Below are 12706 nucleotides of genomic sequence, written 5' to 3' on the forward strand. Positions count from 1 at the left end.
CGCCCCTATTGAGGAGCAGCAACCCAGCAAAGCTCACGATACCGTTCGGCCATGCCGTCGGTCGTCATCGAAGAACGCAGGCTGCCGACCGGAGCAGCGCCGCGTTTCCCCCACTGCTGTCTCCGCAATTGCGCTGCCAGCAACCACAGACGGCGATTTGAGAGCCGCTCGTGACCGTGGCCGCGCCGCTGGCCAAGCCGGTCCGGGCCTTCGGTGGGTTCATCGCCATGTCGCTGGACACTGTGGTGGCGATGTTCCGCCCCCCATTCGCGTGGCAGGAGTACCTGCTGCAGACGTGGTTCGTCGCGCGAGTTTCGGTACTGCCCGCGCTCATGCTCACGCTGCCCTACTCGGTATTACTTGTCTTCACCTTCAACATCCTGCTCGGCGAGTTCGGTGCTACGGATTTCTCCGGCACCGGGGCCGCGATCGGAACGGTGAACCAGATCGGCCCCATCGTCACGGTGCTGGTTGTCTCGGGCGCGGGAGCCACGGCTATGTGCGCCGATCTTGGTGCCCGCACGATTCGTGAAGAACTCGACGCGCTGAAAGTCATGGGCATCAATCCGATACAGGCGCTTGTCGTTCCACGCGTCTTGGCCGCAACGACTGTGGCATTGGCTCTGTCGGCAACGGTGATCCTCACCGGCCTCGCCGGCGCATACATCTTCTGCGTCTACATCCAGCACGTCTCCCCTGGCGCCTTCGCCGCCGGGATGACATTGCTGACCGGCATGGGCGACGTGGTTGTCTCGTTGACGAAAGCCACACTGTTCGGCCTGGCAGCCGGCCTCATCGCCTGTTACAAAGGGATTTCGGTCGATGGCGGACCCGCAGGTGTCGGCAATGCCGTCAACGAGACGGTCGTGTTCACGTTCATGGTGCTATTCGCGATCAACGTGATCGTGACGGCCGTCGGCATCCAATTCACCGTCTCATGAGGTCAATTCGGTGACCACCGGATTTCCCAGCCGCCTTCACCCCAAGCTGGGCATCACCATCCACAATGTCGCCGACGGCTGGAACCGAGTCGGCGCGCAAACCCGTTTCTACGTCAAAACCGTTGCGGCAGTGCCGGAGGCGGCGACTCGTTACCGGAAAGAACTTCTTCGCCTCATTGCACAGATGGGGCTGGGGTCGGGCGCCCTCGCGGTGGTCGGTGGCACCGTGGCCATCGTCGGGTTCTTGACGATGACTACCGGGGCGCTCGTCGCCGTCCAGGGGTACAACCAACTGGCCTCCGTCGGGTTCGAGGCACTGACCGGTTTCGCATCAGCATTCTTCAACGTTCGGCTGATCGTTCCAGGGACCGTCTCAGTGGCGCTGTCGGCCACTATCGGCGCCGGGGCAACTGCGCAGATCGGCGCGATGCGCATCAACGAAGAGATCGATGCGCTGGAAGTGATCGGGATCCGGTCGGTCACCTACCTGGCATCCACCCGAGTGGTGGCCGGCGTTGTCGTGGTCATCCCGCTGTACTGCATCGCGGTCATGATGGCATTCCTGGCTGCCCGCACCGGGACCGTCGCGATCTACGGCCAGGGGTCGGGGGTCTACGACCACTACTTCAACACGTTCCTCAACCCCACCGACGTCATCTGGTCGTTCATGCAGTCGGTGGCCATGACCGTCGTCATCATGCTGGTCCATACCTATTACGGATACACAGCGAAGGGCGGTCCGGCCGGTGTCGGCGAGGCAGTGGGGCGTGCGGTCCGCACGTCGATGGTTGTCGCGGCAGTTGAAATCGTCATGATCTCCCTGGCCGTCTACGGGCAGTCGGGCAACTTCAACCTGGCAGGGTGACGATGGAACCCCGACCCGGAGACAACCGTCTACACGACCGCTGGTGGACGGTCGTGCTGCTCGTCGCCATCGGCGCCTTCTTCTTCGTGACGGGCACCGCGTTCGCCGGCACCTTCCGGTCCTACGTTCCTGTGACTCTGACTTCGGATCGCTCGGGCCTGGTGATGGAAACCGGGGCCAAGGTGAAGATGCGCGGGGTCCAGGTCGGCCGAGTCGCTCAGATCCAAGGTGGTCAGGGCCCGGCCAGTCTGCGCCTCGAGATCGACCCGGATCAGGTTCGGTACATCCCGGCCAACGTCGGGGCGCAGATCAGGTCCACGACCGCGTTCGGCGCCAAGTTCGTCGACCTCGTCTATCCGTCGGATCCCAGCCCGCAACGCATCTCCGCGGGTGCCGTACTGCGCTCGGCGAATGTGACGACCGAAGTCAACACGGTCTTCGAGAACGTGGTGAATCTCCTTGACATGGTTGACCCCGCCAAGCTGAACGCGGTGTTGACCGCGGTGGCCGACGGAGTTCGGGGCCAGGGTCCGCGGATGGCCGAAGCCACCACCGACCTCAATCAAGTGCTGAAGGCTCTCAACGATCGCAGCGATGTCATCCAGCAGGATTGGCGGTCATTCAAGAATCTCAACGACACCTACGCCGCGGCCGCACCCGACCTGGTGGCGATACTCAATGCCGGCAGCACTTTCAGCGCAACTGTCGCCAGCCGTGCCCAGAACCTGGATGCGTTGCTGCTCAACACGATCGGATTCGCCCAATCCGGCCGCGATCTGCTGAGTACCAGCGGCGACAAGCTTGTTGACGCCGTGAATACTCTCGAGCCGACGACCGCCCTGCTGCTGAAGTACAACCCCGTCTACACGTGCTGGCTCGAAGGTGCGAAATGGACACTCGACAACGGTGCTTATGACGCATGGGCCGGAAAGGACGGTAAGTCGGCGATGTTCGACGTTGCTCTCCTATTGGGCAACGATCCCTACCAGTACCCGGACAACCTGCCGATCGTAGCGGCCAAGGGCGGTCCCGGCGGTAAGCCGGGCTGTGGGTCGATGCCTGACCCCACCAAGAACTTCCCGGTGCGCCAGCTCATCACCAACACCGGGTGGGGCACCGGTTTGGACGTTAGGCCGAATCCAGGCCTCGGACATCCCTGTTGGGCCGACTGGTTCCCCGTCACACGTGCGAATCCGCGGCCACCCAGCATCCGGCAGTGCTTACCGGGCCCTGCTCCAGGGCCTGACCCTGGACCGGGAATGCCACCGTACGGCGCAGCCTGGTACGGGCCGGGCGGCCTCCCACTGTGGCCCGGTGTACCTCCCGCCCCGGAGCCCGCCCCGGCGCCTTCTCCGCCGGTAGCAGCTCCGGCCGACCAGACAGCGCCAGCGACGCCGACGCCATGACCATCGACATCCGACAGGAGACTCAACGGTGAAGAACCAACTGAGGGGCACCGTTTGGCGACTCGGTATCTTCCTGACCGTCTGCTTCTTCGGCGCGTTCGCTCTGCTTGCCGTCTTCGCCCAGTTCCGATTCGACGAAGGCAAGACCTACAACGCCGTATTCACCAATGTGACCGGCTTGAAGAAGGGCGACTTCGTCCGCATCGCGGGAGTCGAGGTTGGCAAGGTAGACGACATCGTCATCAACCGGGACGCATCGGTCCGAGTTGCCTTCTCCGCCAGGGATTCAGTGATGCTCACAGAGGGCACTCGAGCAATCATTCGCTACGACAACGTGATCGGCGGACGGTTCCTTGCCCTTGAAGAAGGGACAGGTGGTGTCAAGCGACTCGAACCAGGCCAGACCATCCCTGTCGACCACACCGCCCCAGCGCTCGATCTGGACTCGGTCATCGGTGGCTTCAAACCGCTCTTCCGTGCCCTGAGTCCCGAGCAGGTCAACGACCTCAGCGGACAATTGAACAATGCCCTACAAGGCCAGGGCGCCACAATCGGCTCCTTCCTCGATCAGGCGGCGGTTTTCACGAATACCCTCGCCGACCGTGACCAGTTGATCAGCGAGGTCATCACCAATCTCAACGCGGTGCTGGGAACCGTCGGCAGTCAGAGCGGACAGTTGGACAAGGCCGTCACCAACCTTGCCGGGCTTGTCGAAGGCCTCGATGCCCGGCGGACGGACATCGCGAATGCCTTCCAACACACCAACGCCGCTGCCGCCTCGGTGGCGGACTTACTCACCCAGGCTCGAGGCCCCTTTCAGAAGGTGGTCCATGAGACCGATCGGGTCTCCGCAATCGCAGTCGCCGACCATGAGTATCTGGCGAGGTTGATCGACACGCTGCCGGACAAATACCGCGCTCTGGGCCGCCAAGGCATGTACGGCGACTTCTTCAGCTTCTATTTGTGCGACTTGGTTTTGAAACTCAATGGTAAAGGTGGACAGCCTGTTTACGTCAAGGTGGCCGGCCAGGACACCGGGCGGTGTACGCCGAAATGAAGTCCTTTTCCGAACGTAATCCCGTCATCCTCGGAGCGATCGGCGCCGTCGTCATCGCAGGCATTGTGATGGGGGCGCTGAACTGGCAGAAGATCCCGTTCCTCAACCTTGGCCACAGTTATTCGGCGTACTTCGCCGAGGCGGGCGGGCTGTTCACCGGCGCCGGCGTCGAGGTGTCAGGCCTGCCGGTCGGCAAGGTGGCCAGCATCGAGCTCGACGGACAGCACGTCTTGGTGAAGTTCCGTATCAACGGCGACGTACATCTGGGTGATCGCACCGTGGCAGCGATCAAGACCAAAGGACTGCTGGGCACCAAGATGCTCGACGTGATCCCCCGAGGCAACGGCGACCTCTCGGGGCCGATTCCGATTGACCGGACCACCTCGCCATACCAACTCCCTGACGCACTGGGCGATTTGACCACCACCATCAGCGGACTCAACACCGACCAGCTGTCGCAATCCCTTGCGACCATGGCAGAGACATTCGCCAACACGCCGTCGGACCTCCACAATGCGGTCACCGGCGTGGCCCGCTTCGCCGACATGCTCAACAAGCAAGACGCCGAACTGCGCAACCTACTGGCCAACGCCGCCAAAACGACTGAGGTCCTGGCGAATCGCACAGACCAGATCGTGCAACTGGTCCACCAGACGAACTCGTTGCTCATCGCACTCAACGCGCAGAGTGCGTCTCTCGACAAGATCTGGCGCAATATCTCCGCGGTGTCGCAGCAATTGAAGGGTTTCGTTGCCGACAACCGAGCAACACTGAAGCCGGCCCTGGAAAAGTTGAACGGGGTTTTGACCATCGTCGATGACCGGAAGGCGAAGGTGCAGGATGCTGTCAAGCGGCTCAACGCCTATGCGATGTCGCTCGGCGAGTCTGTGTCGTCAGGTCCGTTCTTCAAGGCCTACGTCGTCAATCTCTTGCCCGGACAATTCGTTCAACCGTTCATCGACGCGGCGTTCTCGGACCTGGGCGCCGACCCTGCCACACTGCTGCCCTCCTTGCGTACGGATCCTCAGGTTGGGCAGCCGGGCACACCTGCACTCCCGGTGCCTTTCCCGCGCACCGGGCAGGGCGGCGATCCGAATCTGACGCTCCCGGATGCGATCACGGGCAAGCCGGGCGATCCGCGCTACCCGTATCGCGCACCGCTGCCGGCTCCGCCCGCCGGCGGGCCACCACCCGGACCGCCGGCGGCATCGCCGCCCGAGATCGCCTCGACACCGGAGCCCACGCCCGCTCCGCTCCTGGTGCCCGCTCCCGGAGAGCCGACGCAGAGCGCCGAATCGGGAGGTCAGCAGTGACGAAGCTGCGAAACCCTCGGGTGGCTCTGGCCGCCGTGTTGGTACTGATCCTCGTCGCCGGACTCGTATTCGCCGTTCGCGCATACAATCAGGCGAACGAGACACATGTGGTCGGCTACTTCGACAACAGCACAGCGCTGTTCCCCGGTGACGACGTACGGATCCTCGGCGTCCCAGTGGGCCGGGTCGAGAAGGTAGAACCGCAACCGGACGGGGTGAAGATCTCCTTCTGGTTCGACCGCAAGTACAAGGTTCCCGCTGACGCCAAGGCCGCGATCTTGTCGCCGATGCTGGTTACCGGCCGCGCCATCCAATTGACACCGGTGTATTCGGGTGGACCCACCATGAACGGTGGTGCGGTGATCCCGCGGAAGCGCACCGTGGTTCCCGTCGAGTGGGATCAAGTTCGGGTTCAGCTGCAGCGGATCACCGAACTCCTCAAGCCGACGACGCCCGGCGGGGTCAGCACGCTGGGAGCCTTCATCAACACCGCCGCGGACAACCTGCGCGGTCAGGGCGGCGACATCCACGACACCATTGTCAAACTATCCCAAGCAATGTCGGTCCTGGGTGACCACAGCTCGGACATCTTCGCGACCTTCCGCAATCTCTCGGTGTTGGTCACGGCATTGCGGGGCAGCAGCGATCTGCTCGGTCAGCTGAACCAGAACCTGGCCACCGTCACGGGTCTACTTGCCGACGACCCGACCAAGATCGGTGACGCGTTCGCCGATATGAACTCGGTCATCGGGGACGTACGGAGCTTCGTTGACGAGAACGCCGACGCCATCGGCACCACGACTGACAAGTTGGCCTCGATCAGCACTGCACTGAACGAAAGCCTCGACGACATCAAACAGACACTGCACATTGCGCCATCGACCGTCGCCAACTTCACCAACATCTACGAAGCATCCAACGGCGCCTTCACCGGGGCGCTTGCGGTCAACAACTTCGCCAACCCAATATCGTTCCTGTGCGGCGCGATTCAGGCCGCGTCGCGTCTGGGCGCTGAGCAAGCATCGAAGCTGTGCGTCCAATACCTCGCGCCGATCATCAAGAACCGGCAGTACAACTTCCCTCCGATCGGGGAGAACTTCCTGGTCGGCGCGCAGGCGCGGCCCAATGAAGTCACCTACAGCGAGGATTGGTTGCGGCCGGACTTCGTGCCGCCGGCAACGACACCCGCACCGCCGCCGACGGCCATACCTCCCCAGGCGCCATTGCCGGCCGAGGCAGCTCCTTCAACACCCGTGATGTCGACCGACCCGAATGCCGGGCTGACCGGCATGATGACACCACCGGGAGGTGGGTCATGAAATATCGCACAGTGACCACCATCGCAGCGACAGTCGCGATCACGGCCAGTACGGCAGGATGCAGTCCCAGCGGCTGGCAGGGTCTGAACTCGTTACCGTTGCCGGGAACGGAGGGCAACGGCCCCGGGTCGTTCACCGTCACAGCAGAAATGCCGGACATCAACAACATCCAGCCGAATTCGCGGGTGCGTGTGGGTGACGCGACGGTGGGCCACATCACCAGCATCGAGTTGCAAGGCTGGCATGCACGGGTGACCATGCGACTCAACGGCGATGTGAAGCTGCCCGGCAACGCAACCGCGAAAATCGGCCTCACCAGTATTCTCGGCTCACAGCACATCGAGCTGAGCCCACCGACCGACGCGCCACCGGAAGGGCGACTGCACGAAGGGTCGTTGATCCCGCTGTCGCATTCGAAGTCGTATCCCACGGTCGAGCAGACGCTCGCCGCAGTGTCAACGGTGCTCAACGGCGGGGGCCTTGGCCAAATTCAGGACATCACCGAAGCATTCAGCACCGCGTTCCGCGGTCGAGAGCAAGATCTCCGCAACATCATCAGTGAGATCGATCAATTCACAGCCCATCTCAACACCCAGAGCGACGACATCATCGCTGCCGCCGACAGCCTCAACAAGTTGGCCGGTACCTTCGCGGCCAACCAGCCGGTGCTCGATAAGGCGCTCAAGACGGTCCCCGAAGCGCTGGCGGTGCTCAACAACGAGCGGGACAACCTCGTTGAGGCCGCCGATCAGCTCGGCAAATTCGGTGATCTCGTGACCAACACGGTCAACCAGAGCAAAGTGAATCTCGTCAAGGAGCTCAAGGACATTGGGCCGGTGCTGGAATCGCTGGCGAACGCGGGTCCCAGCATGACGCGCGCCCTGAGCCTCATCCTCACCTTCCCGTTCCCCAACGAGACCATCGAAAAGTGGCAACGCGGGGACTACGCCAACATGACAGCCATCGTGGACCTCACGCTGAGCCGGATCGACCAGGGCATCTTCACCGGCACGAGGTGGGAGGGTGATCTCACCGAGCTGGAGATGCAGTGGGGCCGAACCATCGGCCAGTTCCCCAGCCCGTATACCAAGTCCAACCCGCTGGTTGCGCCGTACCAGTTCGATCAGGGACCGTGACATGCATCTGAGCCGACGAATGCTGATCCAGTTGGCGATCTTCACCGTCATCGCGATGACCGCCATCGCTGTCATGGGGCTGTACTTCCTGAAACTGCCTGCGAAGTTGTTCGGCGTCGGCCGCTACAGCGTGACGGTGCAACTTCCCGAGACCGGTGGTCTCTACAGCACCGGCAACGTGACCTACCGCGGCGTCGAAGTCGGCCGGGTGGAGTCGGTGAACCTCACCGATTCCGGCGTCGATGCGGTGCTGTCGCTGAATTCCAGCATCAAGATCCCCTCCGATCTCAAAGCCGAAGTGCACAGCCAATCCGCCATCGGTGAGCAGTACGTCGAGTTGATTCCCACCAACGGATCCACCCGGCCGTTGCAGAACGGGGACGTCATCCCACGGTCAGAGACCTCGATACCACCCGATATCAATTCTCTTCTCGACGAGGCGAATTCCGGCCTGCAAGCGATTCCCCGTGACAACCTGAAGACTGCCATCGATGAGTCCTACAAGGCGGTCGGCGGCTTGGGGCCGCAACTGTCGGACATCGTCAAGGGTTCTACGACGCTGGCGATCGACGCCCGCAAGAATCTGGACCCGCTGATCAACCTCATCGACAACTCCAAGCCTGTGTTCGACTCACAGGTCCAGACATCGGCGGCAATTCAGGCCTGGGCGTCTCATCTGGCCACCGTCACCGCCGATCTGCAGCGCGCCGACAAGTCCGTGGCAGGCTTCATCGATCAGCAGGGAATCATCGTGGCGTCCCAAGAAGCGCGCAAGCTCATGGAACGTCTGAAGCCGACCCTGCCCGTCATCATGGCCAACCTTTCCAGCGTGGGGAAGGTGGCGATCAGCTACCAGAACGACATCGAGCAGCTGCTGGTGCTCTTGCCGCAAGCGGTTGCCGAGGGACAGGGCACCTTCGTCGCCAACGCCAACACCGAGCAGGCGTACCGGGGGGAATACCTGTCGTTCAACCTCAACGTCAATCTGCCCCCAGCCTGCACGACCGGTTTCCTGCCGGCTCAGCAGGCCCGCATCCCGAACCTGACCGACCACCCGGATCGAGCACCCGGGGATCTGTATTGCCGCACCCCGCAGGACTCCCCGTTCAATGTCCGTGGTGCGCGCAACATTCCGTGCGAAACGGTTCCGGGTAAACGGGCCCCCACCGTGAAGCTATGTGAGAGCGATCAGCAGTACGTGCCGCTCAACGACGGATACAACTGGAAGGGTGACCCCAACGCCACGCTTTCGGGTCAGGACATCCCCCAATTACCGCCAGGATCAACGCCACCCAGCCTGGACATGCCGACAGCTCCCCCGCCCACTCCGTTGCTCGGCGTCGCCGAATACGACCCGGCCAACGGAACCTATGTCGGCCCTAACGGGCGCCAATACACCCAATCTGATTTGGGCCAGCCGACGAAACAGGACAACACATGGCAGTCAATGCTGTTGCCGCCCGGGTCTTGAGTATCTTCGGGCTGATGGTCGCAGGTGGGCTCGGTGGCATGGTTACCGCCCAGCCGGTGCACGCCGACGCCGTCGCCTATCTGGTGAACGTGACGGTCCGGCCGGGGTACGACTTTCCCAACGCCGACGCGGCGCTGGCCTACGGCAACGGAATCTGCGCCAAGATCAGCCAGGGCCGAAGCTACTCACAGCTCGTGAGCGAGACAATGTCCGACTTCGCAACCACCGACGAATACCAGGCCGTCTATCTGATCAATCAGGCCGCCAACGAACTGTGTCCGGAGCTCATCTGGCAACTGCGGCAGTCCGCGGCGCACTACGTCGGCCAACCTGGGCAATAGGGAGCAACAATGACCGATCGGGTGATGCGGGTAGCCACCCGCGTTGCAGTGGCCGCACTGGTATGCGTGGCGGCGGCCGCCACCACCGCCACCGCGCGCGCCGATAACTCACGACTGAACAACGGCGTCGTGGCCAACGTCTACACCGTTGCGCATCAGGCCGGCTGCACCAACAGGGTCAAGAAGAATCCGGCACTGACGCTGGCTGCGCAATGGCAGGCCGTCGACATCCTGAACAATCGGAGCCTCGATGGCGACATCGGCTCGGATGGTTCGACTCCCCAATCACGAGCGATAGCAGCGGGTTTCGCGGGGACAGTCGCCGAGACTGTCGCGATCAATCCGGCACTTGCCATCAACAACCTTGACGTGATCAACCAGTGGTACTACAACCCCGCGTACATGGCCATCATGTCGAACTGCGCCAACACCGCGATCGGCGTGTGGTCGGAGAACAGCCTGGACCGTTCGGTGGTCGTCGCCGTCTACGGCCAGCCTTCATGAGCGTTCCACACCGCTCAGGGATCACTGCCGCAATGGAGGACGGATGACTCAGCTCGTCGCCTATGATCCGCGCCGAACAGGGCCAGAACCCGATGCGCCGGTTGCCGCCTACCTGATCTTGGATGACCCGCAGCGACGTAACGCGTTGTCCGACGCCTTGCTCGATCAGCTGATCGCCGGCCTGCACCGCGCAGTTGCCGATCCCGAGGTACGTGTGATCGTCCTGACATCGTCACACGACACCGTGTTTTCCTCTGGCGGCAACCTTGACGCGTTCGCCGATACTCGCGCGACCATTGCCAAATACAATGAGCTTGACCGCTTTCCACGCCTGTTCCACACGCTGGCCTCGATCACCAAACCGGTGGTGTGCGCGGCTAACGGTGACGTCCTCGCGGGATCACTCGGGATCGCATTGGCCTGTGATCTGGTGATCGCCAAACAGTCGATCCGACTGGGCTGCCCCGAGATCAACGTCGGCGCATTTCCCTTCATGATCTCGGCGCTCATATTTCGAGCGACGGGGCGACTGATCGCCAACGAGCTGATGATGACCGGTCGATTGCTGTCGGCGGCCGAGGCGCTCGACGCGGGCTTGGTCAACCGCGTGGTGCCCGACGAACAGTTCGACGGGGCCGTGCGCGAGTGGGTTGCCACCATCGCGTCCAAGTCGCCACTGCTGCTGGGGATGGGCAAGAAGGCCCTAGCCGTGACCCGGGACCTACCCCTCGGTTCGGCGCTGGACTACTTGCAAGCTCAACTGGCCCTGGCCTTCACCACCGAAGACCTGGCGGAGGGCGTGCGGGCATTCAAGGAGAAGCGCGACCCGCTCTGGCGCAACACGTGACTGCCGACGATTCACTATCGACGTTTCATAACTAGAGTTCGACGCCGATGCATAATGAATCTCCATACACTTCTGGAGGTGGGATCATCGTCGCCGACCCGTCACGTACGGCCCGGGTGACTACCCGCACCCGCGATCCCGAACGCAAGTCCCGGATCCTGGCCGCTGCCGCCGACCTGATCGCCCGTAAGGGGTACCACGCCGTCTCCATCGCCGAGATCGGTGCGGCCGCCGGAATCACCGGCTCCGGGGTGTACCGCCACTTCGACAGCAAGTCCGCAGTTCTGGTGGCGCTGTTCGACCAAGCCATCGACGACCTGCTGCGCGACGAGCACGAGATACTGCAGACCACCGAGGATTTGACCAGCGCACTGGACCGGCTGATCGCCGGCCAGGTCGAATTCGTGGTCAGAGACCGCGAATTGGCGCAGGTCTACCACAACGAGATCAACAACCTGCCCGAGGACGACCAACGTCGGCTGCGGCGCAAGCAGCGCCTCTATCTCGAGGAGTGGGTCCACCTTGTCGACGAGCTGCGGGCCGACCTCAACGACGCCGAGGCGCGCACCGTGGTCCATGCCGCGATCGGCGCCATCCAGTCGGCGCTATTCCACGGTGTGGGTCTAGCCGAGGACCGCTTGCGGCTGCTGCTCACCCAAGCCGCTCGGGCGGTGCTCAACGTCGCCCGTTGACTGCTGCACGCCCTCGACCGGGCCCTCCGGCAGGAACCTGCTAAGCCCGTAGACAGTGAAGGCGCAGAGCAACATCGAGACGATCGTCGCGGCGGCGACCAGTGCATCGCTCGACAGTCCGCCGTCCAGGTGCAGCGCGATGATGACCGGTGCGCCGAGACCGAAATTCGCGCCGAAGAAGGTGATCGGGAAGACCGCGAAAAGGCTCAGCAGACCCCAACTCGTCGAGACCTTCCGCCAGATCAGAACCGCCACCAGCGTGAAGAGCACGGTTTGCGTCCCCTCCAGCACACCGATGACAGCCGGGTAGTTCCAGATCCGGCCGACGAAAGGACCGTAGTAGGTGTAGACGTCGGTTCCGGTCCCGACGACTTCGAACACGGTCGACATCAGCATCTCGGCCCCCCACACGAGGAACAGCCCTCGCCTGCTCAGCCGTCCTTCGTAGATCAGCCGTCCGATGTAGAGCGGCGCAGCGGCGTAGAGAATGACGTAGCCGCTGTGGGTCCAGATCGGTTGCACCACACCGAATGCGGAGAAGTGGCTGAATGCCGCACCCGGCGCCCCGTCGGCATGGGCATCGTAGAACCACAGGTCGAACGCGACGTCGTAGAGTGGCTCGGCAAACGCAGCCACGGCTGCTGCCAGGCACGCGATCACATAGAACGGTGTTCGCTGTCGCAGACCCATGAGGACGGCAATGGTCAGCATCCCAAGGACGATTCCCCAACTCGCCCAGGTGAAGATGTTCTGCCAGAGCAAGCTCAGCGGATGTTGCATCACCTCGTCAGACATACGTCCCATGTCGCCAACC

General features: G+C 62.8%; 13 protein-coding genes. 12 read left to right on the forward strand and 1 reads right to left on the reverse strand.

Annotated elements, in window-relative coordinates; genetic code table 11:
- Nucleotides 1-227: 227 nt before the first annotated feature.
- The 12 genes from D3H54_RS20615 to D3H54_RS20670 all read left to right on the forward strand — a co-directional run bounded on the left by D3H54_RS20615 (nt 228) and on the right by D3H54_RS20670 (nt 11892).
- A complete protein-coding gene (locus tag D3H54_RS20615; RefSeq protein ID WP_149383648.1) occupies nt 228-941 on the forward strand; it encodes an MlaE family ABC transporter permease in 714 nt (237 codons plus the stop codon).
- 10 nt (nt 942-951) lie between these two features.
- Entirely contained in the window at nt 952-1806 is an 855-nt protein-coding gene (locus tag D3H54_RS20620; RefSeq protein ID WP_149380710.1) for an ABC transporter permease, read from the forward strand.
- 2 nt (nt 1807-1808) lie between these two features.
- Nucleotides 1809-3212, forward strand: a complete 1404-nt coding sequence (locus tag D3H54_RS20625) for an MCE family protein (RefSeq protein ID WP_149383649.1) — start codon at nt 1809-1811, stop codon at nt 3210-3212.
- 28 nt (nt 3213-3240) lie between these two features.
- Nucleotides 3241-4269 carry an MCE family protein gene (locus D3H54_RS20630; protein ID WP_149380713.1) on the forward strand — a complete coding sequence of 343 codons (1029 nt, stop codon included), beginning with the start codon at nt 3241-3243 and terminating at the stop codon, nt 4267-4269.
- Nucleotides 4266-5582 carry an MCE family protein gene (locus D3H54_RS20635; protein WP_149380715.1) on the forward strand — a complete coding sequence of 439 codons (1317 nt, stop codon included), beginning with the start codon at nt 4266-4268 and terminating at the stop codon, nt 5580-5582. The genes D3H54_RS20630 and D3H54_RS20635 overlap by 4 nt, the downstream gene beginning before the upstream one ends.
- A complete protein-coding gene (locus D3H54_RS20640; RefSeq protein ID WP_149380717.1) occupies nt 5579-6901 on the forward strand; it encodes an MCE family protein in 1323 nt (440 codons plus the stop codon). The genes D3H54_RS20635 and D3H54_RS20640 overlap by 4 nt, the downstream gene beginning before the upstream one ends.
- A complete protein-coding gene (locus tag D3H54_RS20645; RefSeq protein ID WP_149380719.1) occupies nt 6898-8037 on the forward strand; it encodes a virulence factor Mce family protein in 1140 nt (379 codons plus the stop codon). The genes D3H54_RS20640 and D3H54_RS20645 overlap by 4 nt, the downstream gene beginning before the upstream one ends.
- A gap of 1 nt (nt 8038) precedes the next feature.
- On the forward strand, nt 8039-9508 hold the full coding sequence (locus D3H54_RS20650; RefSeq protein WP_149380721.1) for an MCE family protein: 1470 nt from the start codon (nt 8039-8041) through the stop codon (nt 9506-9508).
- A complete protein-coding gene (locus D3H54_RS20655) occupies nt 9475-9849 on the forward strand; it encodes a DUF732 domain-containing protein (protein WP_432246363.1) in 375 nt (124 codons plus the stop codon). Before D3H54_RS20650 ends, D3H54_RS20655 begins: the two co-directional genes overlap by 34 nt.
- 24 nt (nt 9850-9873) lie before the next feature.
- Nucleotides 9874-10353 carry a CAP domain-containing protein gene (locus D3H54_RS20660; protein ID WP_432246608.1) on the forward strand — a complete coding sequence of 160 codons (480 nt, stop codon included), beginning with the start codon at nt 9874-9876 and terminating at the stop codon, nt 10351-10353.
- Nucleotides 10354-10396: 43 nt separating this feature from the next.
- Complete coding sequence (locus D3H54_RS20665; RefSeq protein WP_149380725.1) at nt 10397-11200, forward strand: enoyl-CoA hydratase/isomerase family protein; 804 nt, start codon at nt 10397-10399, stop codon at nt 11198-11200.
- 116 nt (nt 11201-11316) lie between these two features.
- Nucleotides 11317-11892: a TetR/AcrR family transcriptional regulator gene (locus D3H54_RS20670; RefSeq protein ID WP_286198950.1), complete on the forward strand. Its 576-nt coding sequence runs from the start codon at nt 11317-11319 to the stop codon at nt 11890-11892.
- Here D3H54_RS20670 and D3H54_RS20675 read toward each other — a convergent pair.
- On the reverse strand, nt 11824-12696 hold the full coding sequence (locus D3H54_RS20675) for a hypothetical protein (protein ID WP_149380729.1): 873 nt from the start codon (nt 12694-12696) through the stop codon (nt 11824-11826). The genes D3H54_RS20670 and D3H54_RS20675 overlap by 69 nt on opposite strands.
- Between the last annotated feature and the right edge of the window lie 10 nt (nt 12697-12706).

This window comes from Mycobacterium sp. ELW1 (genome assembly GCF_008329905.1).
In the GTDB taxonomy this organism is placed as follows: Bacteria; Actinomycetota; Actinomycetes; order Mycobacteriales; family Mycobacteriaceae; genus Mycobacterium.

Excerpts from the sequence above, each read along its gene's own strand:
- D3H54_RS20615 (WP_149383648.1), top strand. The coding sequence starts at position 228 with ATGTCGCTGGACACTGTGGTGGCGATGTTCCGCCCCCCATTCGCGTGG.
- D3H54_RS20625 (WP_149383649.1), top strand. The coding sequence starts at position 1,809 with ATGGAACCCCGACCCGGAGACAACCGTCTACACGACCGCTGGTGGACG.
- D3H54_RS20635 (WP_149380715.1), top strand. The coding sequence starts at position 4,266 with ATGAAGTCCTTTTCCGAACGTAATCCCGTCATCCTCGGAGCGATCGGC.
- D3H54_RS20645 (WP_149380719.1), top strand. The coding sequence starts at position 6,898 with ATGAAATATCGCACAGTGACCACCATCGCAGCGACAGTCGCGATCACG.
- D3H54_RS20650 (WP_149380721.1), top strand. The coding sequence starts at position 8,039 with ATGCATCTGAGCCGACGAATGCTGATCCAGTTGGCGATCTTCACCGTC.
- D3H54_RS20655 (WP_432246363.1), top strand. The coding sequence starts at position 9,475 with ATGGCAGTCAATGCTGTTGCCGCCCGGGTCTTGAGTATCTTCGGGCTG.
- D3H54_RS20660 (WP_432246608.1), top strand. The coding sequence starts at position 9,874 with ATGCGGGTAGCCACCCGCGTTGCAGTGGCCGCACTGGTATGCGTGGCG.
- D3H54_RS20665 (WP_149380725.1), top strand. The coding sequence starts at position 10,397 with ATGACTCAGCTCGTCGCCTATGATCCGCGCCGAACAGGGCCAGAACCC.
- D3H54_RS20675 (WP_149380729.1), bottom strand. The coding sequence starts at position 12,696 with ATGGGACGTATGTCTGACGAGGTGATGCAACATCCGCTGAGCTTGCTC.